Raw genomic sequence first — 21,779 nt, forward strand, 5'->3', positions numbered from 1 at the left:
TTTTTTTAAGAAGTATTTAAATAAGTTGCTTATATAGTCTATTCTTTTTAATTCTAAGTATTTCGGATGCCAAGCTCAGAGCTTCTTTTTTGGATAATCTTGATGATAAAATTTCGATAACTCTTAAATCTTCACTACTAAGATCCTTTGTATTTCCATCTATAAATTCAGCCCCTTGCACCAATAATACAAATTCACCCTTTTGACCATAATCATCTTGAGATAATAGGTCAATTAATTCTTCAGCAGTCCCTCTATATAAACACTCATGTATTTTTGTTAATTCTCTTCCTAAAACTAAAGACCTTGTTGAATCAATAAAGTTAATATCTTCTAATAACTTAATTATCCTTAACCCAGACTCAAAAAAGATACTGCTTAAATCATTATGCTTTAAATCTGATAGTAACTCCGTCCTTTTCTTACCTTTTCTTGGTACAAATCCTTGAAATATGAATCTATCAGCAGGTAAGCCTGCTACACTTAAAATAGCTGTAATTGAAGATACACCTGGTACAGGGATTACTCTAATACCAAAGTCTAAAGCTGCCTTTATCAGCGTATAACCAGGATCAGAAACACAAGGCGTACCGGCATCAGAAACTAATGCTATACTTTTTCCTAGGGTCAAAAATTGTATTAATTTATCTATCTTTTTTGGGCTTGAATGATCATGATAAGAAATTAATTTTGTGCTTATGTTCTTATTAGAAAAAAGTTTTTTTGTATTTCTTGTATCTTCTGCAGCGCAAATATCTACACTTCTTAATATGCTGATACCCCTAAGAGTTATATCTTCCAAATTGCCAATGGGTGTTGCTACTACATATAATGTTCCTAATTCACTTAACATATAAAATATCTTGAAAAACTATATTAAATATCTCTTTTTGATTGTTATAAAGATAACTTTTTTAAGTTGTGCGTCTAATACATATTATCAAGACAACTCTTATAGAGACAGCAAATTATTCCAAGAACCTCAAATTGAATATCATTTTGATAAAATGCCTAATAATATAAATGTTATTTTTTTTACATCTAAATTAACAAAACCTGAAGATAGTATTATTCAAGGGTTTCTAAATAATTATTATTCAAATCTAAAATTATATAATCCAGAAATTTTATTCTTAAGAATTACTGAAGATCAGATAAAAAACCAAGTATGTAAAAAAGAAACTTCAAGAATAAGCTATCCTGTAATTATAGATTTAAATAAAGATAATTCAGAACTAAAGAAGAAATGTTTAAGAGAAATAATTAGAGATAAAGGTCTATTAGTTTCTATCTATGAGGATAATGAGATATCACAAAATTGGATTCATCAAATATCGTTTGATAAACAGAAAGAGGAGTATGATTTTCTTAATTATGCCCGAAGTCAACAATCAAATGATATTTTATTAATTAAGAATCAGGATGTAAAAGAAGATTCATATATTGAAGATTCCTGGAAATCTTTGAAAGGTAATATAAAAAGAATTAGTATACTTGAAGAGTCAAAAACATATGAAAATCTAATTTCAGAATCGCTATCAATAGATAGAAGTATTGACAGAAAAAAAATTCTCTCGTACAAAACTTCTTTAAATTTAGGCTTCTCTCCTAGAAGGAGGTCTGATGTAGACTCCATAATTATAAATACAAACATAGATCAAGCAAAATCTATAAATCCTGCAATAGCTTATAATTTTTCTGAAGACTTAAATATTTATTACATAAATACTCAAGAATATAATTATCAATTTAACTTAAATAATCGAGATCTTAATGGGGTCACACTCTTTGAATATCCTATAAATATTATAAACGAAGATATAATTAATAGGAATGACATAGAAAAGGTGATGTATGCTACTGGTTTTGATATTTTTGAAATCTATTTGTTGATTAATAATAAAAGTACGAAGCGAAGATTCTCCTACCTAGGCTTATCTGGGCAATTTAAAATAAACTCAACTCTTTCAATAGAAAGAAAAAGACCTTTACTTAAAATTAATCAAGACAGATTTAAGGTCATCACACCTTAGCGGAAAAATCCCTCATTTCTTCTTCTATCTCAGATAGGCTCGATTTAAAAGAATCTCTTGAAAATACTCTTTGCATGTATTCATATATTGGTTTTGATTTCTTATCTTTTGAAATATCAATACCAACAAAAGGTAATCTCCATAAAATAGGGGCTATACAACAATCCACAATTGAGAATTCATCAGACATGAAATATTTTTTATCTGCAAAAATTGGAGCTGCGGAGATGATTTTATCTTTCAGATCTTTCTTAGTTTTTGATAACTTTGAACTAGATAGATTAGAGGCAATAAGAGCATCTAAGTCATCACACCACTCGTTTTGAAGTCTTAGGATGAACAATCTAGAAATAGCCTTAACCACTGGATAAACAGGCATTAAAGGAGGGTGAGGAAACCTTTCTTCAAGATACTCCATTAGTACAGTTGAATCATATAAACAAACATCCCTATCTATTAATACAGGGGGTTCTGCATTTGGGTTTATTTCTAAAATCTCTGGGTCTACGTTATCTATGTCCATATTAATGATTTCTGTAGATAGACCTTTTTCTTCTAGAACAATCCTTACCCTGTGGCTATATTGACTATTTGGATCTGAATATAAGGCCATAGAGGTTCTTTGAGTTATTGATACCATAAATTTATTTTAGTAATTAATTGATTAATGAAGATCCTTTTTAAATTCTCTATAAAGTAAATATCCAAATATTGAGAAAACAACAAGATATAAAATAACATAAATACCTAAAGTTTTTCTTTCTTCACGTATAGGATCGGACATGTATGAAAGAAAATTAGTCAGATCTTGCATTGCCAAATCAAATTCATTAGATGTCATCTGTCCTGATTCAGTAATTTCTAAAAAACCACATTTTTCAGAGGTTAAGACATCTCCAGTAAGAGGATCTTGTTTTAGGCCTCCATTATCTGCCAAATCAGGAACTTGCTTACATACAGCAACTTGATTCCCTTGAAGATGGGATAAAACATTTGGCATGCCTACATTTGGATATACTGCATTATTAACACCTAGAGGTCTAGTTTCATCTGAGTAAAAAGATCTCAAATAATTATAAACCCATTCCTCTCCCCTTAAAGAAGCCTCCAAAGTTAAATCTGGTGGAGCTGCACCAAACCATTCTTTTGCATCTTTAGATGTCATCCCAATATCAATTAAATCTCCCATTTTTTGATTACCAAAAATAAGATTTTCTTTGAAAATTTCTTCTGGAATTCCTAAATCTTCAGCAACTCTATTATATCTAGCATATTTTAATGAATGGCAACCTAAACAATAATTGAAATAGAGCTGAGCTCCTCTTTGCAATGATGCTTTGTCATCATGATTTATTTCAACTTCTTGACACTCTCCCTGAAGGCTGCCATCTTCAGTAGAAATTAATTCTCCGCAAGGTCCAGAAGACGAAGACAATATATCTAAAGAAAATATTGCTAACAAGATACTAAGGTACTTCATGAAAGAAAAACCCTATCTGGCACAGGCTTACAAGTTTCATACTTAGTATATATAGGCATAAGTAGAAAATATGCAAAATATGTCAATGTGAATATTTGCGCCAGGACAGTTCTTGCTGGACTTGGCGCAACAGTGCCTAAATAACCTAGTACTAAAAAACTAACAATGAAAACGGCTAAAAATAATTTACTATAAATTCCTTTATATCTTATAGATTTGACTGGACTTCTATCTAGCCAGGGCATGGCTACAAATATTGCTATTCCTGCAGCCATAACCACAAAGCCAAGAAATTTAGCAGAAAGGCCAAAAAGGGGAAATGTGATAGCTCTTAACATTGCATAAAAGGGAGTGTAATACCAAGAAGGAACAATATGTTCCGGGGTTTTCAATCTATCAGCTGCTTCGTAGTTAACAGCCTCGATAATATAACCCCCTCCATCAGGATAAAAGAACATGATGAAACAAAAGAAAATTAAGAAAACTCCTATAGCATAAATATCATGCGTTATGTCATACGGAAAAAAAGGCTTAGTGTCCAAAGGTACACCATCTTCATCAGTATATTTCTTGACATCTACACCATCAGGATTATTAGATCCAACTTCATGTAAAGCTAAAAAATGAACAAATACAACTACAATTAAAGCTAGAGGAAGCAAGACTACATGTAAAGCAAAAAGCCTTGTAAGAGTAATTCCAGAAATTAAATAGTCACCTCTTATCCATGTTAAGAGATCTTCGCCTACAAGAGGGATAGAACCAAATAATGACATAATAACTTGAGCTGCCCAAAAGGACATCTGGCCCCAAGGTAAAACATAACCAGTAAAGCCTAAAGCGCATAAAAGAAAATAAGTTATCCACCCTAAGACCCAAATTAACTCTCTCGGTTTCTGATAGGAACCGTAAAGCAATCCCCGTAGCATATGTAAATATATAAGTGCAAAAAACGCAGAAGCTCCTGTTGTATGCATATAACGAATAATCCATCCATATTTCACATCCCGCATAATGTATTGTATGGAAGCAAATGCTCCCTCTGCAGTAGGATCATAATTCATGAGTAACCAAATCCCAGAAAGGAATTGAATGACCATTACTAAAACTAGAAGTACGCCAGCTAAGTACCAAATGTTCATATTAATGGGAGCAGGATATTTAGATAGATGTCTTTCCCAAGTTGCCGTAACTGGCAATCTATCATCAACCCAATTAAGTACTTTACTAAACATTAAGCTTCCTCTTCATCTAGTCCTATAACTAAAACCTGTTCACTTTCATAGTAATGAGGTGGTACTTTTAAATTATCTGGAGCTGGAACTCCAGAATAAACTCTTCCTGCTAAATCAAATTTAGAACCATGACACGGACAGAAAAAACCGCCTTGCCAATCAGAATCAAATTCATTGGACCCTAACTCCGGATAATATTTTGGAGAGCAACTCAAATGAGTACAGACGCCACTTAAGACTGAAATACCTTCTTTTCTAGCTCTAAACGGATTCTTTGCATATTCTGGTTGTTGATCTTCAGCAGAATCTGGGTCAGATAGTCTTGATAAATTATTACCTAAAACCAATAAAGAATCTATTGAATGACTTACAACAAAAATAGGCTCTCCTCTCCATTCAACTATCATCATCTCACCTGGTTGTAATTTACTTATATCTACCTTAGTAGGAGCCCCGGCTGCTTGAGCTTTAGCACTAGGGGCCCATGAAGCTAAAAAAGGAACGGCTGCACCAATCACACCAACTCCACCAATAACAGAAGTTGCGGCTATTAAGAATTTTCTTCTTCCTGGCTTAGAAGGAGGTTTTGGTTGCATAGATTATCTTTTTGAGAATTGAGGTTTCTTTCGTGCCTTCCTAAAACCAGCCTTTTTTCTTTCTACTTTTCTAGCGTCTCGTGTCAGAAAACCTTCTTTTCTTAGTTGAGGTCTTAAATCCTCATCATACTTTAAAAGAGCTCTAGCTATACCTAATTGTACGGCACCTGCCTGACCAAAACTTCCACCACCAGATACTGTTGCCTTAATATCAAAATTATCGGTCATTTCTAATGATTCTAAAGGTTGCTTAACTAACATTTGAGCTACCTCTCTAGGAAAATAGTTTGATAACTCCCTACCATTTACAATAATTGAACCTTTTCCTTTTTTTAAAAACACTCTTGCAGTTGCTGTTTTTCTTCGTCCAGTTGTTAATATTTGTTCCAAATCTATCTCCGTTTAAAAAGTTAAGGCTAAAGGATTTTGAGCTATATGGGGATGATCTTGATCCTCATAAACCTTTAACTTAGTTATCATTAATTTGCCTAATTTATTTTTTGGCAACATACCTTTCACAGCAGATTTAATGACCTGTGTAGCATCCTGATCAAGGATGGTTTCTAAATTTTTAGACTTTATGCCACCAGGATATCCCGTGTGATGATAATAAGTCTTATCTTTCAATTTATTACCTGTTACTTTGATCTTTTTAGCATTAATTACAACAATATAATCTCCTAAATCTGAGTGCGGGGTATATTCCGGTTTGTGCTTGCCTCTAAGTATGTGAGCTATGCTAGATGCTAATCTGCCTAGTATCTGATCTGACGCATCAACAACAAACCATTTTGGCTCTACTTCTGTATTTGTGAAACTTTTGGTAATCATTTTAGATGTACTTTTTGAAAAAAAGCATTTTAAACTATCAGAGGGGTTAAATACAACAATCCTTAAAAGAATTACTAAACTTTAACTTTTACTTGTCTAGTAAAATTAATAATCTAATATCTATATTATGAAATTTTTCCTTGGTAAACAAAATAGAATAGCTCTTTACTTGTTCATAGTTGGCATGATCTTTGGGTTATTTATTCTAAGTTTAAAATCTGATTTGTTCAATCTCGAAAGAAATAAAAATGACATAATAAATGTCTATAGTTATTCAAATGTTGTTGAAAAATCAATGCCTTCAGTAGTGAATATATATAGCAAAAGGCTTAAAACAAATCCGTCTAGACAATATAGAAGCAGGGGGCTCCCCTTTAATTCAATATTTGGATCCCAAAAACCTTTTGAAGAAACCAGTCTTGGGTCTGGCGTTATTTTCAGCGCAGATGGTTATTTGCTGACAAACTTACATGTCATTGGTAATAAAAATACAAAAATAATAGTGGAATTAGCAGACGGCAGGAAGAAGGAAGCTAAAGTAATAGGGGTAGATGTAGGAACAGACTTAGCTGTTTTAAAAATTGAATCTTCAAAAAAACTTCCTTCACTGGAAATAGGAAACTCAGATGTAGTTAAGATTGGAGACATTGTTTTAGCAATAGGCAACCCTTATGGGGTCGGTAGATCGGTTAGTCTAGGAATTATAAGCGCTACTGGAAGAGAATATAATAATCCATACTCTAATTATATTCAGACAGATGCAGCTATAAACAAAGGCAACTCTGGTGGAGCGTTGATTGATGCAAAAGGCAGACTAATTGGGATTAATACGCTAATTAGAAGTTCTTCAGGAGGTTCTGAAGGAATTGGTCTGGCCATACCATCCTTAACAGCCCTTGAAATCTTTAGTGATTTAGTAAAATTTGGAGAAGTAAGAAGAGGCTGGATAGGATTCAATATAGACCCAGCTTCTTTAAGGCAAGAAGGAATACTGACAGTGAATTACATTCACCCAAATAGCCCAGCTGATAAAGGTAATCTAAAGAAAAATGATGTTATAAAAGAAATAAATGGTAAAGAAGCTTCCTATGATCAGTTATTTAAGGAATTTGTAAGATCAAAACCTGGCCAAAATATCAAATTAGGTGTAGAAAGAGATGGAAAAAATTTAGAATTGAACTTCGTCACACAAATTTCTCCAAATTAACCTCAAGGCTTCTTCCTAACTCTAGCTGACATAGCATGCGCAGGCAATCCCTCAGAATTTGCTAAAATAATTGTATTATCAATAAGATCTTCATACTCATGTTTTTTCATCTTTCTTAGATCTACTATATTTAAAAATTTAATAAAATCTTCTACGCACAAAGAAGAGGCAAACCTTGCAGAGCCTCCAGTTGGGAGAATGTGACTAGGTCCTAATATATAATCTGATAGTGCTATGGACGACTCTTGCCCTAATAATATAAGTCCTGCGTTTCGAACTTTTGGAATAAATTTCTCTACTTCTTTAATTGATAAATGTAAATGTTCGGGAGCTATCTGATTTGAAATATCTATAGCTTCTGAAATATCTCTAACTTCAATCGCACAGCCATGATTCCTAAAAGATTCCAGTATTATCTCTTTTCTTTCAGTTTCTTTTAAGAAACCTAATAAATTTTTTTCGATATTATCTATAAAGTCCTTACTATCACTAATTAGAATAGGTCGGGCAAACTCATCATGTTCCGCTTGAGAAATGAGATCCCAAGCCACAACTTCAATTTTTGAATGTTCATTAGCTATCACAACTATTTCTGAAGGGCCTTGTATCCCATCTATCCCTACTCTGCCATAAAGTTGTCTTTTAGCTTCAGTAACAAATTTATTCCCAGGACCAATTATTTTATCTACTCGAGATATTGACTCTGTTCCTAGTGATAAAGCAGCTATAGCTTGAGCTCCTCCAAACGTATATACCTTATCGATTTTAGCTATTTTAGCTGCTGCCAAAGTTAAATGACTATATTTACCGCTAGGAGTTGGCATAGTTACACAAACTTCTCCTACCTCTGCTACTTGGGCTGGGACACATCCCATTAACACGGAAGAAGGATAGCTTGCCTTACCTCCAGGAACATATACACCCGCCCTCTCTAAAGGATTAAAGACTCTATATAAGAAATCATTCTTATGATTATTCTTATAATTTAGTAAAGTTTTCCTATGAAACTCTTCTATTCTTCTTGCAGATAATTCTAAGGCAACTAATTCTTCTTTATTCACTGTTTTATAGCTATTGTCTAAAAAAGAAGAATCAAAAATACATTCATCAATTGCTTTTACATCCCTTTTATCAAATAAATTTGTATAGTGTATTAAAGCTTCATCTCCTTTTAATTGAATTTCTTCTATAATGCTACTCACTAAATCTTGAACTTCAGAAGATGGTGTTACTCCAGAAAATACATAGGAATCAAAATCTCTTTTAAAAGATTGTTTAGATGTCTTAAATCTCTTTGAAAATAACTGCATCAATTTCTTAAAAGGCAATTTGTTAATTCATCTGCTATGGAATTCTTAGTCTTTAAAGCCGCTTTATTAACTATCAATCTAGAAGTTATATCTTTAATGACTTCAACTTCTTTCAAGCCATTTTCTTTTAACGTTTTGCCTGTAGCAACTAAATCAATTATTGCATCACAAAGCCCTAAAGAAGGAGCAATCTCTATTGATCCATTAAGATAAATAGTTTCAGCTTGAATTCCTTTAGTAGCAAGAAAGTCACTAGAAAATTTTGGATACTTCGTAGCGACTCTTATTTTAGAAGAATTATTATTAAAAATCTCTGGAGCGGCAAGTGATATTCGACAATGGGCTATGTCGAGATCAGCTATTTCGAAATAATCATTAGAATGCTTCTCTAATAAAACATCTTTACCAACTACCCCAAAATGAGCAGCGCCACTAAGGACATATGTTGGGATGTCCCATCCTCTAATAATGATTATCTTTAGATTAGGTGTCTTAGTATCAAGAAGAAGTTTTCTTGATAGGTTAGGGTCATCCTTTAGTGAAAATTCTGTTTTCTCCAATAAAGGAAGAACGCTTTCTAATATTCTTCCTTTTGGTAAGGCTAAGATTGATATTGATTGATTCATCTTAATAAATAAAAGAGAAGTTCGTCATAATATATTTAAGAAATTCTTTCTATGTCCGCTCCAAGAAGTCTAAGTTTTTCTTCTATCCTCTCATAACCCCTGTCTATATGATAAATCCGGTCTATTGTAGTTGAGCCCTTAGCAACAAGACCAGCTAATACTAAGCTTGCTGAAGCTCTTAAATCTGTAGCCATCACTGGTGCTCCAATTAGACCCTCTCTGCCTTCAATAATAGCGGTGTTTCCTTTAAGAACTATACTTCCACCCATCCTAGCTATTTCTTGAACATGCATAAATCTATTTTCAAAAATTGTTTCTGTAACCGATGCACTGCCTATAGAAATCGAGTTAAGAGCAACAAACTGAGCTTGCATATCGGTTGGAAATAATGGATAAGGTCCAGTACTTAAACTTACAGCCTTAGGCTTCCCTTTCATTACAAGTGAAATCCATCCCTCTCCAGTTTCTATAGTTGCTCCACTTTCCCTTAGTTTAACAAGCACTGACTCTACAGTAGAAGGAATGGTATCTTTAATTAAAATATCTCCTTGTGTCATCGCAACTGCAGTTAAGTAAGTCGCAGTTTCGACTCTATCTGGCATAACTGAATATGCGGTTCCGGAAAGATCCTTAACACCTTCTATTTCAAGCTTATCCGTGCCAATTCCTTGTATTTTAGCTCCCATAGAAATCAAACAATTAGCTAAATCTACTACCTCAGGCTCTTTAGCAGCATTTTGGATAGTTGAAAATCCATCAGCTAAAGTAGCTGCCATTAGTGCATTCTCAGTGCCAGTAACACTAACTATATCAAAAACAATATTTGCCCCATGAAGCCTTCCTTTTGAAGTAGCCTTAATGTAGCCATCTTCTAAGATAATATCTGCCCCAAAAGCCCTCATAGCATCTATGTGAAGATTTACAGGTCTACTGCCTATTGCACAACCACCTGGCAAAGCTACATTGGCTTTGCCATGCCTCGCTAATAATGGCCCAAGAACTAGAATTGATGCCCTCATTGTTTTAACTAATTCATATCTAGCATCTAAATTTTTTATAGTTGATGAGTCAATCTGAACTTCCATATCTTCGTTTAAAATAATATCAAGACCCATAGAGCCCAATAACTCGATCATTGTAGTTACATCATTTAGGTGAGGTAGATTTAAAAGCTTTAATGGAGAATCACACAATAAAGAACTAGCTAATATGGGCAATGCAGAATTCTTTGACCCAGAAGCTCTTATTGTTCCAGAAAGTTTTTTATTTCCTCTTATAAGCAATTTATCCATAAATTATATTGAAGTCTCCCAAGCTAAGATTACTTGATCATAATCATTAGATTTATCATTCATTAAGGATTTGAATTGCTTTTTAAAAATAGAACCTAAATTGACACCATTAATAATTATATTTATTACTTTCCACATTCCTTGCTTATCTTTGTACATACTATACATGCCCTGGTAATTCTTAGATGAAGTGACAATTTCCAGGTAAACCCTTTCCCTTCCTGGTTTTTTTGATTCCTCTTTTTTAGGTAAGATAATTATCCTTTCATCTTTAAATTCCGCTAAAGTTTTAGCGTAAGTCTGAAGAAGACTGATTTTAAAGACTTTAGAGAATTCATCTTTTTGTTTTGTAGAGGCCCCAAGATAAAATTTCTTACCCATGACATTCCTAGATATTCTATCAAAATCAACTAAAGGAATAAGGGCTTCTTCTATTGATCGGATAAAAATATCAGGGTTATTAGAGTAATTTCCCTGTTGATCTTTTATGATCTCTATAATTTCTTGATGCACCTTCTCAACATAGTCATGAGCTTCTCCGGCATAAATAACTTTAGAGAATATTAAGATAAATGAAAAAGTAATTGTTAATATAGCTTTCATAATCAAACAAGAAGAAATAAGAATAAATTAATAGAAAACCTATTATACCATTTAGATGGTAATATTTTATTACAAGCCTATTTTAAAGTTTAATAAATTATTTATATAAGATTAATATGAACATTACTACTTTTCTCTTAATAAGCATCGGCATCTTATTAATATGGAAAGCTGCTGAAGCTCTTGAGAAATATGCCATATTGACTTCCAATAAGTTTAATATCTCCCCTTTCATTATAGGATCTACAATTATTGCTTTAGGCACTTCATCTCCAGAGATATTTACTACAATTTTTGCTTCTATCAATGAACAAGGGACTCTTATTATAGGAAATGTTATAGGTTCAAATATCGCTAATCTTTCATTAGTTTTTGGAATAACTGTATTTATACTAGGCCTTAAAAAATGTGAGATAAAAGAAGAATCAAAAAACTTAACCTTAAATCTTTCACTGCTATTACTATCTACTTTAGTATTATCTTTAGTATTAAGTTTTTATCCATTTTCTTTTTCTTCTTCCATTTGCCTGCTTGCCCTTTTATGCTTGATAATATTCACTTGGTTCAAAACAAAAAATTTTGATGAATCTCAAACAGCTCAAAAAGAAAGTAATCCTATCCCAAAGCTTATATCTTCAATAGCATTTATCTGCCTAGGATCATGGCTAATTGTCAAAGGTGCTGATAACATTCTTAGAGAATTTGAGGTAGGCCAAATGTTTGTTGGATTCACAGTTTTAGCTATAGGAACTAGCCTGCCAGAAATAGCTGCTTCCATATCTCTTGGTCTTAAAGGAAGATATGAAGCTGTAGCCGGAACTTTAATTGGCTCAAATATATTCAATGGATTACTAGTTATGGCCATTCCAGGATTATTTTTTAATGAAGATGCTTTATCTTCTGGCTGGATGATTACAGAATGGCTCTCATTGTTAGCATGTTTATTTATAATAACTTTAATGTTTTGTGCATATTTAGAAGTGATTGCTTTCAAACCTAAAAAAGCTAGCTCTATTTTAGGCCTTGTCTTTATAGGCAGTTATTTTATAGCATTAACAATTTCGTATAATTAAAAGATGCATAAATCTAAATTCACTAAATCAGCAAAAAAGACTTTCGATATTGAAGCCAAAGAAATTAAGAGCCTCTCTAAATTACTAGACAAAAACTTTGATAAAGTCTGCAATACTCTAAAAAAGTGTAAAGGAAGAATAATAACACTAGGAGTAGGAAAATCTGGACACATAGCTCATAAAATTTCTGCAACACTTTCTAGCACTCAATCACCATCTTTCTTCATTAATGCTGCGGAAGCCTTGCATGGAGATCTTGGCGCCATTGATAGTGATGATGTCATTTTAATAATTTCTTATTCTGGTCAAAGTGAAGAAATTCTTAATGTCCTGCCAAGGCTCAAAGAAATTGGCTGCACTCTCATTTCAATTACCGGAAAAAGAAATTCTGAAATAGCAGAAAAATCTAATCTCACCCTTATTCTAAATATAGAAAAAGAAGCATGTCCACTAGATCTTGCACCAACAGCCAGTACCACAGCTACACTTGCATTAGGAGATGCTATAGCACTAGCTATTTTTGAATCCAAAGGACTTAAGTCAAACGACTTTGCAAGATCCCATCCAGGAGGTCTACTAGGGAAAAGACTTACCTTAAAAGTTAAAGATTTGATGCATCTAAAAAGAAACCTCCCATTAATCAATAAAGAAACTTACCTCTCAAAAGCTCTTATAGAAATTTCCAAGAAAAATTTAGGTTTAGCTCTTGTAGTGGATGCCAAAAAAGAACTCATAGGTATTTTTACTGATGGCGACTTAAGAAGATGCATAAATAAAAAAATAGATATTCATAAAACCAAAATAAATTCAGTAATGTCTAAGAAAGGAAAGTCTATCGATGAATCTGAACTAGCGGTTGAAGCTATGAAAATTATGGAATCAAATGAAATCTATTCTCTTGTTGTCTTAGATGACTCTAAGAAACTAAGCGGCATTATCAGAATGCATGATCTTCTAAAATCTGGACTTTTATGAGAGTAAAATATTATTTTATTTTAATTTTCTTGGAATCTACCATTTTATTTCCTTTCTCTATCCTAGAAGCAAATGATAGATTTATTGAGATCCACAACGCAAAATTTTTAATTCAAAACTTAAATAGCCAAAAAATTATAAAAATAAATTCCCAACTAACTTCTTTACACAAGAATGAAATAAAATTGGCATCTCCGAAATTACAATTTTTTCAAAATGGGGTTAAAAATTTAGAAGTGCATTCTTTAGTAGGAGGAATTTCTGAGAAATTTACTAAATTTAACTTTAAAGGGCTAAGTAAATTCACTAAGTATGGGAACGATGGATCTATATTAGCTATTGGAACAGGGGAATGGTTTAAATTCACCTCTAAAAGCAAGAACCTAGAAATAATAAATAATGCAAAAATAAAACAAAAAAAATTTGAACTTAATGCTGATAAGATATCTTTAGACCTAAATTCAATGAAAATTATAGAATCTACTAACCCTCAATTTTCTTCTCATAAGTAAAATGCAACTTCTTGCTAATAACTTATTTAAAAGCTTCTCAAAAAAAATAGTTGTGAATAATGTCAGTCTTAAAATAGAACCTGGAGATACTTTTGGTCTTTTAGGGCCAAATGGAGCAGGAAAGACTACATTGTTCTATCTTTTAGCAGGATTAATTTATCCTGATAAAGGTGAAATATTTATAGAAGATAAGAATATAACAAAGAATGATATATCTATTAGATCAAAATATGGCTTATCTTATCTACCACAAGAGTCTTCCGTCTTTAAAGGACTTACAGTTAGACAAAATATAGAGGCTGCATTGCAAATACGTAATTTAGATAAAAAGGATTTAGAGCAAAATCTTATTAATTTAAGTGATGATCTGAATCTTTCACATCTTCTAAATGACAAAGGTAGCACTCTTTCAGGTGGTGAAAGAAGAAGGGTTGAAATAGCAAGGGCTTTAGCTACTAAACCAAAATTTCTATTATTAGATGAACCTTTTGCTGGCGTTGATCCTATTGCTGTATCAGAAATAAAATCAATCATCAAATCTTTAAATAGTATTAATATTGGTGTAGTGATAAGCGATCATAATGTAAGAGAAACTATGCAAATATGTAAAACTATCGCAATTCTTCATGAAGGTAAAATTATAGCTGAAGGGTCACCAGAGACAGTTTCAAAAGATGCAATTGTTCAAGATATTTACTTAGGTGAAGACTATTTAAAAGACAATTGAAACAAACTTTAAAGACCAAAAGCAAACAAAGTTTATTGCTTACTAGTGAACTTAAACAACAAATTAAGTTACTTGCATTTTCAACATCAGAACTTAGAAAATTTTTGCTAAAACACCTAATCGTTCCCCTAGAAGAAGAAAATAAAAAAAGTATTTCTAGATTTAGGAAAGAACAATTCTTAGATAATTTTACTTCAAAGTCATTTTCTATTGAACATACAGAAGAAGAAACTCTTAAAGATTGTTTATTAAAACAATTAGATGAAACTATATCCCAAGGACCTGAACATTTATTAGGTGAATATCTAATAGACTCAATAGAAGAATCAGGAAAATTAGATGCAAAAATTGACCTTAATGACTTAAAAAGTATAGTCTATGAAGAGTTCAAAATTATTGTTTCTTCTAATGATATAGAAAAAACAATAAAAAAAATCCAGCAAATGGATCCTATAGGATGCTGCTTTAGATCAACCATGGAAACCCTCATAATACAAACTGAGGATCTAGATATAGATTTAAAGGACGCAGAAGAGATTAAAAAAATACTTCTCGATGTTTATAAGGGTAAAAATACTCTTGATGAAATAAGTATAGAATTAAAAAAAATTATCAAGGGACTTAACCCAGAACCTGGTTGGGCTATTGGGTCTAATCAAGATATCTACTTAAAACCGGAAATAGAATTCATTAAAAAAAAATCTGGGTGGCAAGCTGTCCTCTTAGACTCTGTTATAAGTAATAATTTACTAAAAGATATTGAATCAATTATATCTCTTGATAAAAACCAAGAAAAAAAGAAGAATGCAAAACATCTCTTGGATGGAATAAAAAGAAGAAATAGATCTCTTTTAGTTGTTTCTCAGTTTATTGCTCATCATCAAAGTAATTTCTTGGATGACAAATCTAATGGCATTGAACCTCTTTTATTAAAAGATATTGCAAGAGAACTTGAATTCCATGAGTCAACTATTTCTAGGCTATTAGCCCATAAATACATACAAATTCCTGGAAAAATTATACTTTTAAAGTCTCTTTTATCTAAGAAAATAGGATCTAAGATTGGGACAGAAATTTTATCTACCTCAATGTTTAAAGAATTATTAATTAAAACTATCAAGGAAGAAAATACTTCTAAGCCTATAAGCGATCAAGAACTAAGTAATTTGTTTAAAAAAGAAAAAAAATTATTTGTATCTAGAAGAGTTATTTCAAAATATAGAAAAGAATTAAATATACCTTCATCCTTAGGAAGAAAGAAATAAACTTCGGGTCTACCAAAAAGAAGCATATTATTTTTGAGCACAAATTCTCTGGTAGAATCCACTTGTGCAAAAAATAAACAAAAAATCTTCTGATTTTTCATTCTTCAAAGAAGAGTTATCTTCTGGTGCATATTCAAAAATAAGCAGAATGCTAAATGGACTAGCTCCTTCAGATATTGCTGATCTCTTAGAATCAAGTCCTCCTAGAGATAGAGAGGTATTGTGGCAACTACTTTATAAAGACAATGAAGGCGAGGTCTTGAACTCGCTTTCAGACCCTTTAAAGGAGTCCTTTCTCTTAGAGATGGATGCAATTGAAGTTATAGAAATAACTGAAACACTAGAACCCGATGAATTAGCAGATATTCTTCAAAGGCTACCTGAAACTGTTAGTAATGAAGTTCTATCTGTCATGTCCGAACAAAATCGGAAAAGGTTGGAGTTAGTTTTATCATATCCTGAAGATACAGCAGGTGGATTGATGAATACTGATATTATAGCTATTCGTACTAGTCACACTTTAGAGGTAGTGTTGAGATATCTTCGTATGCAGGAGAATCTGCCATCTTCTACAGATAACTTGTATGTTGTAACTAAAGAAAATAAATTTAAAGGCTCATTACCAATAAGTACCTTACTGACCTCAGATCCAACAATGAATGTTGGAGATGTTTATGATGCAAATCATATCCCAATTATGGCTACTGAGTCTGAAAATGAGGTATCTAGGCTCTTTGAAAAAAAAGATCTAATTTCAGCACCTGTAATTGATGAAGAAAACAATCTTCTGGGAAGAATAACCATTGATGATGTGGTGGATGTTATAAAAGAAGAAGCAGATGAATCATTACGTCAACTTACTGGACTTGAAGAGGATACTTTTGCAAAAGCGTCAGTAGCAACAAAAAATAGAGCACTCTGGCTAGGCATTAATTTAATTACTGCCTTTATTGCCGCTTTCAGCATTGACTTATTTAAAGATACTATTCAAGAGTTGGTTACTCTTGCAGTTTTAATGCCAATAGTTGCAAGTATGGGAGGGGTTGCAGCTACACAAACTCTAACAATAATGGTTAGGGGCATGGCTATGAATCAGATTAATAGATCTAATATTAGATGGTTAATTACAAGAGAAACTATTGTAGGTTTATGTAATGGCCTCATCTGGGCCTTGGTAGTTTCCTTAATAGCTGTTTATTGGTTTGATGATTTTTTAATAGCAAAAATTATAGGCATTGCAATGATAATAAATCTATTAATAGCAGTCATAAGTGGTTCAGCAGTTCCTATAATTCTAAAGATTCTAAAAATTGATCCTGGTATTGGAGGGGCAGTTATTGTAACTACAATCACAGATGTATCTGGTTTTGTATCTTTTCTTGGATTAGCTACTTTGTATCTTCATTAATTATTCCAACCTATAAACTCCACCACTGGATCTTCTATATTTCCATTAACCAACCATTTGCCTGTTCCAATTTTGTCTATCTTATCTTCAAATAATTTACCTGCTATATAAAATGCACCAGCGGTAACAGGACCACCTAAAACTAAAGCATATGCAGGAAGATATTCGTTTAGAGGCAAAGTTGTTAATACTTGAAATTCTAATTCATCAAAATTACCTTTAGAATCTCTTAAAGCAAAACCTGTCCACCTAATCTCACTTGAACCACTTTTGAATAAAACTACCTTATTAATCTTAATAGAACTTTTCTCAAGAGAAAAACCTCCAGAAACACTATCTACTCCAAAACCAGAACTTAGAAGTTTAGTGAAATCTAGATTAGTAACTTTCTCAAAAGTATCCGTCAAATTGAATATACTTATAAATCGTAAATAATTTGACTTAACCTTTAGCTCCTCATCAAGTTCAGAAAAAATAAGATTCTTAGTAGAGAAAATTATATCTCCTTTTATTTGATTAAAACTTAAACCATCCAACAAACCATCCCAAGAAATATTTAACTCTAGATTCGTAGAATTTGAAGATAAATTAGAAGAGTATCCAAGTTCTTCCAAACCGTCTGCGATATTTTGTGTAACTAATTCTCCATTAAAAGAACTATTCCAAGTATCTTGCTTTTCTTTGAACTCAATAGTTGAACCTTTCTTTTGAGATAAAACCTCCCATAATCCATAGTTTCCTTTGATATTTGTTAACTTAATAGATGAAGAATTAAGATAATCAAAACTCCATCTTCCTCTATACTTATTATCAATAAATAATTCATCTACTTTAATAGAAATGGGTAATCGCACACTTTCTTTTACGTATTTTAAAAATGAAGAATTATTCTTACCCCCTGAACTTATGTTAATAAAATCAAATATAATAGTTAAATCTTTAGAAGGATTTTGCGTATAGTTAAGTTTCCCTTTTAAGATATGAGATTGAAAGTTACTTTCAATACTTATGAAATTATTATCAACATAGATGAAACTACCATCTGCATTAATCGGGCCGATGTATGAACAAAAAGAACATAGATAATTAACTTCTGGATTATTAAAATCTAAGTTATCAGCTAAAAAATCTACATTTGCTTCAAAAGCTTTTAAAGGGTTTAACCTTAAATCACCCTTTATGTAAATTAAACCTTCTTCATTTAACTTTAACTTCAATACATATTCTTTTTTTCTATCTAAAGTTTTAAAAGAAACCTCTGATAAAATATACCTAATATCTTCATCTTTTAGAGAAAAAATATTTAGATTATTTAAACTTAAAGAGTCTACTTTATTGAGTACTTTTAAATAATCTAAGCTTTTTCCTGACTTATCTAATCCAGGAATATATAAAGATCCTTGATCAAAACCTACATGATTAACATAAAAATTAAGATCGGATATAGATCTTAATAAATCTAAGTCTAAATTTAAATTGTTAGCTTCGAAAGACCATTCATCTCTCGATAAAGGTTTTATTTTTACAAAATCTAAATATAAAATATGTTTCTTTGGAGATTTTAAACTCATGGAAGTAATTTCCATCTCTAAATCATAATCAAAGAAATTAGCAATCTTTTTTGAGGCAAGTTGAAAAGCACTCGGAAAATAAAATATGCTAAAAAAAAGAAGAGTCAATAAAAAGACTAGACTTATACAAAAATTGGCAAATGCAGTAATCCCTTTCATGAATTTAATACAAGGCTAAAGAATAAATCTTCTTCTATATGCGCGCGAAATATAGAAAAAGGGTGTCCAAATTAATGCATTTATAAAACTATTGATTAGCCCTTGATAAAAAAATGTACTAAATTCAATGGCAACATACTGACCACCTAAGTAGTTGCTTAAAGTTATAAGATTTACTAATAAAGATAGAAGGAATACACCCAAAGATTGTTGAACCTTCTTCATAACTCTAAACTGATAGAAGAATCTTTGACTTAAAAAAGAAACTGACATGAAAGCTAGAGAATGAATACCAAGTAGATTACCATTTAATAAATCAAAAAAGAAACCAAAAATAAAAGAGTAAGCCAACCCAATTTTATCTGGTATAGCAACATTCCAATAAATAAAAGTTAGTAAAAGGAATGACGGTTTGATAACACCAAGACTACCCTGCCAAAATAAACTTTCGAAGAATAAGGATAAAATAAATGCAGTTAATAAAATGACTTGATTTCTAAAGTTCTTCATTTTAACTTGCCTAAGTAGTCTTCAGAAGTTAATACTAAAAAGAGATCTTGATTCTGTGGATTGGAAATTAAATCTACTTTAATTTCTAAAAATTTATTCTCTGACTTATCTAAAATAGAACTTATCCTACCTACAGGATAACCTGCAGGAACATCTCCGCCTAGGCCAGAAGAAACTAACAACTCACCTTCTTCGAATTCAGCTGTTTTCTTCATATTTATAATATATCCAGATTTACCCAGACCATTTCCTTGAAGAATCCCATGTAAACTAGTGCGAAGAGAAATAACTGGTATTAAGGAATCTATATGAGAAAGTAACATTACTTCTGCACTTTTGATGCCTACACTTGATATTTTCCCTATCAAACCATTGTCAGAAAAAACAGGCTGTTCCAACCTAATCTCCTCTCCCTTTTGATAATTAACAGTTAAGATTGGCATGATAAAATTATTACTTAATCGGCTTTTAGTTACCAAAGTAAAGAATTTATTTGAAATAAGGGTACTGCCTATCAGTGACTTAAGTTCATTATTTTCTTTTCTAATTGTATCTAGAGAAGAATTCTCAAGTTTTAATAAATAAGTCTGTCTTTCAAGAGTTGCTATTTGCTTTTTTAAATCAAGTTTTGTTTTTAATGTAAAGTCAATCTCTCTATAGATATTAGAAGGCAATTCACTTAAAAGATAAAAAGGTATTAATAGGTCATGAGAAAAGCCCCTAATTTTATTAGAAATCGAGGAATTAAGATCTACTATAGTTACTAAAATACAAAGAATAGTTCCTATAATAAACCTAGAGAACCTCATAGAGGGAGTAGCAAAGATTGCTTCGCTACTTATTTTAGAACTTCTGTGATCTTTTGGAGTCATGAATCTAATAAACTAGATCATTAATAAAGGACTCTTCTCCTTCTATTCATCTGTAGATAATAAATCAATATCATACTTATCCATAATCTCAAGTGCTCTTCCTCCACCTCTTGCTACACAGGTTAGAGGGTCTTCTGCTACTAAGACAGGGATTCCAGTCTGAGAACTAATTAAAGCATCTATATCCCTTAATTTAGCTCCGCCTCCAGTTAAAATTATCCCTCTTTCAGAAATATCTGAACTTAATTCAGGAGGCGACTGCTCTAAAGCGCCCCTAATAGCCTGGACAATAGATGATAAAGGTTCGAGCATTGCATCGTAGATTTGATTGGTATTTAATTCAAAAGTCAAAGGGACTCCTTCAGCTAAATTCCTTCCTCTTACTTCCATCTTTAAGATTTCACTATTTGGAGATGCTGCCCCTATATCATGCTTGACTCTTTCTGCAGTAGCCTCACCTATAAGCACGCCATGATTACGTCTTACAAATGAAACTATTGAGTCATCAAGCCTATCTCCACCAACTTTAAGAGAATTTGAATACACCACACCGTTCAAAGCTAGAATTGCTATCTCAGTAGTTCCGCCTCCTATATCAACAACCATTGAACCACTAGCTTCTTCTACAGGAAGTCCTGCTCCTATAGCAGCTGCCATAGGCTCTTCAATCAATCTTACTTCTCTTGCTCCTGCTCCTAATACCGATTCTCTTATCGCTCTTCTCTCAACTTGAGTAGACTGGCACGGCACACAGACTAAAATTCTAGGGCTAGGTCTAACAAAGCTATCTTCATGAACTTGTTGAATAAAGTGCTGTAACATTTTTTCAGTGACCTGAAAATCTGCGATCACGCCATCTTTCAAAGGACGAATCGCTGATATATTACCTGGAGTTCTGCCTAACATCTTTTTAGCTTCAGCTCCAACTGCTACAACTGTCCTTTGACCCCCTTGAGTTCTTATCGCAACAACTGAAGGTTCATCAAGAATAATGCCCTTTTCTCTTACATAAACAAGAGTATTAGCCGTACCAAGATCTATAGAAAGATCGTTTGAAAATAAACCACGTAATCTTTTTAACATTTATTAATTACAAAATAAAATTTAAGAAAGCCAACTTTAACAACAGGTTAGTTTTTGAGCAAGGAATCTTATGGTACATTATCGATCTTTTTTAATTAATACTAAAAGATCATATGTCAATTAAAGATAAAGATTTAGAAGAAATTGCTCACTTAGCTAGAATTGGTATCAATCCTTCTTTATTTCCAGAATTAAAAAAAGATTTAGAGAATATTCTAAATCTAGTAGAAGAAATGAATAAAGTGGATACTGGTAAAATAGATCCTATGAGTCACCCTCTTGATATTTCTCAACCTTTAAGAAAAGATGAAGTGAGCGAAGAAAATGAAAGAGATAAATTGCAAAAGAATGCACCTTTAACAAAATCTGGTCTTTTTTTAGTTCCTCAAGTTATAGATGCGACAGAGTAAG

24 protein-coding genes are annotated in these 21,779 nt (G+C 32.1%); 9 read left to right on the forward strand and 15 right to left on the reverse strand.

Features of this window, described 5'->3' with window-relative positions:
- Nucleotides 1–16 precede the first annotated feature (16 nt).
- A complete protein-coding gene (gene rsmI / locus P8J93_04715; GenBank protein ID MDG2061102.1) occupies nt 17–853 on the reverse strand; it encodes a 16S rRNA (cytidine(1402)-2'-O)-methyltransferase in 837 nt (278 codons plus the stop codon).
- A gap of 154 nt (nt 854–1,007) precedes the next feature.
- Here rsmI and P8J93_04720 point away from each other — a divergent pair, with 154 nt between their 5' ends.
- On the forward strand, nt 1,008–2,033 hold the full coding sequence (locus P8J93_04720) for a hypothetical protein (GenBank protein ID MDG2061103.1): 1,026 nt from the start codon (nt 1,008–1,010) through the stop codon (nt 2,031–2,033).
- Here P8J93_04720 and P8J93_04725 read toward each other — a convergent pair.
- From P8J93_04725 to rplM, 6 genes are read right to left on the reverse strand one after another with little or no spacing between them, the layout of a single operon-like run.
- Nucleotides 2,023–2,673, reverse strand: coding sequence for a glutathione S-transferase N-terminal domain-containing protein (locus P8J93_04725; GenBank protein MDG2061104.1), 651 nt, complete (start codon nt 2,671–2,673; stop codon nt 2,023–2,025). The genes P8J93_04720 and P8J93_04725 overlap by 11 nt on opposite strands.
- A 24-nt stretch (nt 2,674–2,697) precedes the next feature.
- Entirely contained in the window at nt 2,698–3,513 is an 816-nt protein-coding gene (locus tag P8J93_04730) for a cytochrome c1 (GenBank protein MDG2061105.1), read from the reverse strand.
- Complete coding sequence (locus P8J93_04735; GenBank protein ID MDG2061106.1) at nt 3,510–4,748, reverse strand: cytochrome bc complex cytochrome b subunit; 1,239 nt, start codon at nt 4,746–4,748, stop codon at nt 3,510–3,512. The genes P8J93_04730 and P8J93_04735 overlap by 4 nt, the downstream gene beginning before the upstream one ends.
- On the reverse strand, nt 4,748–5,344 hold the full coding sequence (gene petA, locus P8J93_04740) for a ubiquinol-cytochrome c reductase iron-sulfur subunit (protein MDG2061107.1): 597 nt from the start codon (nt 5,342–5,344) through the stop codon (nt 4,748–4,750). The genes P8J93_04735 and petA overlap by 1 nt, the downstream gene beginning before the upstream one ends.
- Nucleotides 5,345–5,347: 3 nt before the next feature.
- A complete protein-coding gene (gene rpsI, locus P8J93_04745) occupies nt 5,348–5,740 on the reverse strand; it encodes a 30S ribosomal protein S9 (GenBank protein ID MDG2061108.1) in 393 nt (130 codons plus the stop codon).
- A gap of 6 nt (nt 5,741–5,746) precedes the next feature.
- Entirely contained in the window at nt 5,747–6,175 is a 429-nt protein-coding gene (gene rplM, locus P8J93_04750) for a 50S ribosomal protein L13 (GenBank protein MDG2061109.1), read from the reverse strand.
- Nucleotides 6,176–6,302: 127 nt separating this feature from the next.
- On the opposite strand from rplM, the gene P8J93_04755 reads away from it, so the two are divergent.
- Entirely contained in the window at nt 6,303–7,382 is a 1,080-nt protein-coding gene (locus P8J93_04755) for a trypsin-like peptidase domain-containing protein (GenBank protein ID MDG2061110.1), read from the forward strand.
- 2 nt (nt 7,383–7,384) lie between these two features.
- On the opposite strand, the gene hisD is transcribed toward P8J93_04755, so the two are convergent.
- Genes hisD through P8J93_04775 form a run of 4 tightly spaced genes read right to left on the reverse strand, consistent with a single transcriptional unit; the run spans nt 7,385 to nt 11,213 of the window.
- Nucleotides 7,385–8,710 (reverse strand): histidinol dehydrogenase, encoded by a 1,326-nt coding sequence (hisD, locus tag P8J93_04760; GenBank protein MDG2061111.1) that lies wholly within the window; start codon nt 8,708–8,710, stop codon nt 7,385–7,387.
- Nucleotides 8,692–9,318, reverse strand: a complete 627-nt coding sequence (gene hisG, locus P8J93_04765; GenBank protein ID MDG2061112.1) for an ATP phosphoribosyltransferase — start codon at nt 9,316–9,318, stop codon at nt 8,692–8,694. Before hisG ends, hisD begins: the two co-directional genes overlap by 19 nt.
- Nucleotides 9,319–9,353: 35 nt before the next feature.
- On the reverse strand, nt 9,354–10,610 hold the full coding sequence (murA, locus tag P8J93_04770) for a UDP-N-acetylglucosamine 1-carboxyvinyltransferase (protein MDG2061113.1): 1,257 nt from the start codon (nt 10,608–10,610) through the stop codon (nt 9,354–9,356).
- A gap of 3 nt (nt 10,611–10,613) precedes the next feature.
- Nucleotides 10,614–11,213, reverse strand: coding sequence for an ABC transporter substrate-binding protein (locus tag P8J93_04775; GenBank protein ID MDG2061114.1), 600 nt, complete (start codon nt 11,211–11,213; stop codon nt 10,614–10,616).
- Between the two features lie 116 nt (nt 11,214–11,329).
- Between P8J93_04775 and P8J93_04780 the strand changes: the two genes are divergently transcribed.
- The 6 genes from P8J93_04780 to mgtE all read left to right on the forward strand — a co-directional run bounded on the left by P8J93_04780 (nt 11,330) and on the right by mgtE (nt 17,173).
- Entirely contained in the window at nt 11,330–12,286 is a 957-nt protein-coding gene (locus tag P8J93_04780) for a hypothetical protein (GenBank protein ID MDG2061115.1), read from the forward strand.
- Between the two features lie 3 nt (nt 12,287–12,289).
- Nucleotides 12,290–13,261 (forward strand): KpsF/GutQ family sugar-phosphate isomerase, encoded by a 972-nt coding sequence (locus tag P8J93_04785; GenBank protein ID MDG2061116.1) that lies wholly within the window; start codon nt 12,290–12,292, stop codon nt 13,259–13,261.
- A complete protein-coding gene (locus tag P8J93_04790; GenBank protein ID MDG2061117.1) occupies nt 13,258–13,773 on the forward strand; it encodes an LptA/OstA family protein in 516 nt (171 codons plus the stop codon). Before P8J93_04785 ends, P8J93_04790 begins: the two co-directional genes overlap by 4 nt.
- A 1-nt stretch (nt 13,774) precedes the next feature.
- Nucleotides 13,775–14,500, forward strand: a complete 726-nt coding sequence (lptB, locus tag P8J93_04795; protein MDG2061118.1) for an LPS export ABC transporter ATP-binding protein — start codon at nt 13,775–13,777, stop codon at nt 14,498–14,500.
- Entirely contained in the window at nt 14,497–15,765 is a 1,269-nt protein-coding gene (locus tag P8J93_04800; GenBank protein MDG2061119.1) for a hypothetical protein, read from the forward strand. The genes lptB and P8J93_04800 overlap by 4 nt, the downstream gene beginning before the upstream one ends.
- Before the next feature lie 64 nt (nt 15,766–15,829).
- Nucleotides 15,830–17,173, forward strand: coding sequence for a magnesium transporter (gene mgtE / locus P8J93_04805; protein ID MDG2061120.1), 1,344 nt, complete (start codon nt 15,830–15,832; stop codon nt 17,171–17,173).
- Here the strand turns inward: mgtE and P8J93_04810 are convergent.
- The 4 genes from P8J93_04810 to P8J93_04825 all read right to left on the reverse strand — a co-directional run bounded on the left by P8J93_04810 (nt 17,170) and on the right by P8J93_04825 (nt 21,368).
- Nucleotides 17,170–18,744, reverse strand: coding sequence for an AsmA-like C-terminal region-containing protein (locus P8J93_04810; protein ID MDG2061121.1), 1,575 nt, complete (start codon nt 18,742–18,744; stop codon nt 17,170–17,172). The genes mgtE and P8J93_04810 overlap by 4 nt on opposite strands.
- 174 nt (nt 18,745–18,918) lie before the next feature.
- Nucleotides 18,919–19,413 carry a rod shape-determining protein MreD gene (gene mreD, locus P8J93_04815; protein ID MDG2061122.1) on the reverse strand — a complete coding sequence of 165 codons (495 nt, stop codon included), beginning with the start codon at nt 19,411–19,413 and terminating at the stop codon, nt 18,919–18,921.
- Nucleotides 19,410–20,285 (reverse strand): rod shape-determining protein MreC, encoded by an 876-nt coding sequence (gene mreC / locus P8J93_04820; protein MDG2061123.1) that lies wholly within the window; start codon nt 20,283–20,285, stop codon nt 19,410–19,412. Before mreC ends, mreD begins: the two co-directional genes overlap by 4 nt.
- 42 nt (nt 20,286–20,327) lie before the next feature.
- Nucleotides 20,328–21,368, reverse strand: coding sequence for a rod shape-determining protein (locus P8J93_04825; GenBank protein MDG2061124.1), 1,041 nt, complete (start codon nt 21,366–21,368; stop codon nt 20,328–20,330).
- Nucleotides 21,369–21,481: 113 nt separating this feature from the next.
- On the opposite strand from P8J93_04825, the gene gatC reads away from it, so the two are divergent.
- Nucleotides 21,482–21,778, forward strand: a complete 297-nt coding sequence (gene gatC / locus P8J93_04830; protein MDG2061125.1) for an Asp-tRNA(Asn)/Glu-tRNA(Gln) amidotransferase subunit GatC — start codon at nt 21,482–21,484, stop codon at nt 21,776–21,778.
- Nucleotide 21,779 lies beyond the last annotated feature (1 nt).

The sequence above is a fragment of the SAR86 cluster bacterium genome (assembly GCA_029268615.1).
Lineage (GTDB): Bacteria > Pseudomonadota > Gammaproteobacteria > Magnimaribacterales > Magnimaribacteraceae > JAQWNM01.

What these genes read in the sequence shown, in the direction of transcription:
- P8J93_04720 (MDG2061103.1), top strand. Translation starts at nt 1,008, where the DNA reads ATGCCTAATAATATAAATGTTATTTTTTTTACATCTAAATTAACAAAA.
- P8J93_04785 (MDG2061116.1), top strand. Translation starts at nt 12,290, where the DNA reads ATGCATAAATCTAAATTCACTAAATCAGCAAAAAAGACTTTCGATATT.
- P8J93_04775 (MDG2061114.1), bottom strand. Translation starts at nt 11,213, where the DNA reads ATGAAAGCTATATTAACAATTACTTTTTCATTTATCTTAATATTCTCT.
- mreD (MDG2061122.1), bottom strand. Translation starts at nt 19,413, where the DNA reads ATGAAGAACTTTAGAAATCAAGTCATTTTATTAACTGCATTTATTTTA.
- gatC (MDG2061125.1), top strand. Translation starts at nt 21,482, where the DNA reads ATGTCAATTAAAGATAAAGATTTAGAAGAAATTGCTCACTTAGCTAGA.
- P8J93_04810 (MDG2061121.1), bottom strand. Translation starts at nt 18,744, where the DNA reads ATGAGTTTAAAATCTCCAAAGAAACATATTTTATATTTAGATTTTGTA.
- P8J93_04825 (MDG2061124.1), bottom strand. Translation starts at nt 21,368, where the DNA reads ATGTTAAAAAGATTACGTGGTTTATTTTCAAACGATCTTTCTATAGAT.
- mreC (MDG2061123.1), bottom strand. Translation starts at nt 20,285, where the DNA reads ATGACTCCAAAAGATCACAGAAGTTCTAAAATAAGTAGCGAAGCAATC.
- hisG (MDG2061112.1), bottom strand. Translation starts at nt 9,318, where the DNA reads ATGAATCAATCAATATCAATCTTAGCCTTACCAAAAGGAAGAATATTA.
- P8J93_04755 (MDG2061110.1), top strand. Translation starts at nt 6,303, where the DNA reads ATGAAATTTTTCCTTGGTAAACAAAATAGAATAGCTCTTTACTTGTTC.
- P8J93_04725 (MDG2061104.1), bottom strand. Translation starts at nt 2,673, where the DNA reads ATGGTATCAATAACTCAAAGAACCTCTATGGCCTTATATTCAGATCCA.
- P8J93_04730 (MDG2061105.1), bottom strand. Translation starts at nt 3,513, where the DNA reads ATGAAGTACCTTAGTATCTTGTTAGCAATATTTTCTTTAGATATATTG.
- P8J93_04735 (MDG2061106.1), bottom strand. Translation starts at nt 4,748, where the DNA reads ATGTTTAGTAAAGTACTTAATTGGGTTGATGATAGATTGCCAGTTACG.
- petA (MDG2061107.1), bottom strand. Translation starts at nt 5,344, where the DNA reads ATGCAACCAAAACCTCCTTCTAAGCCAGGAAGAAGAAAATTCTTAATA.
- P8J93_04790 (MDG2061117.1), top strand. Translation starts at nt 13,258, where the DNA reads ATGAGAGTAAAATATTATTTTATTTTAATTTTCTTGGAATCTACCATT.
- rplM (MDG2061109.1), bottom strand. Translation starts at nt 6,175, where the DNA reads ATGATTACCAAAAGTTTCACAAATACAGAAGTAGAGCCAAAATGGTTT.
- lptB (MDG2061118.1), top strand. Translation starts at nt 13,775, where the DNA reads ATGCAACTTCTTGCTAATAACTTATTTAAAAGCTTCTCAAAAAAAATA.
- P8J93_04780 (MDG2061115.1), top strand. Translation starts at nt 11,330, where the DNA reads ATGAACATTACTACTTTTCTCTTAATAAGCATCGGCATCTTATTAATA.
- murA (MDG2061113.1), bottom strand. Translation starts at nt 10,610, where the DNA reads ATGGATAAATTGCTTATAAGAGGAAATAAAAAACTTTCTGGAACAATA.
- rsmI (MDG2061102.1), bottom strand. Translation starts at nt 853, where the DNA reads ATGTTAAGTGAATTAGGAACATTATATGTAGTAGCAACACCCATTGGC.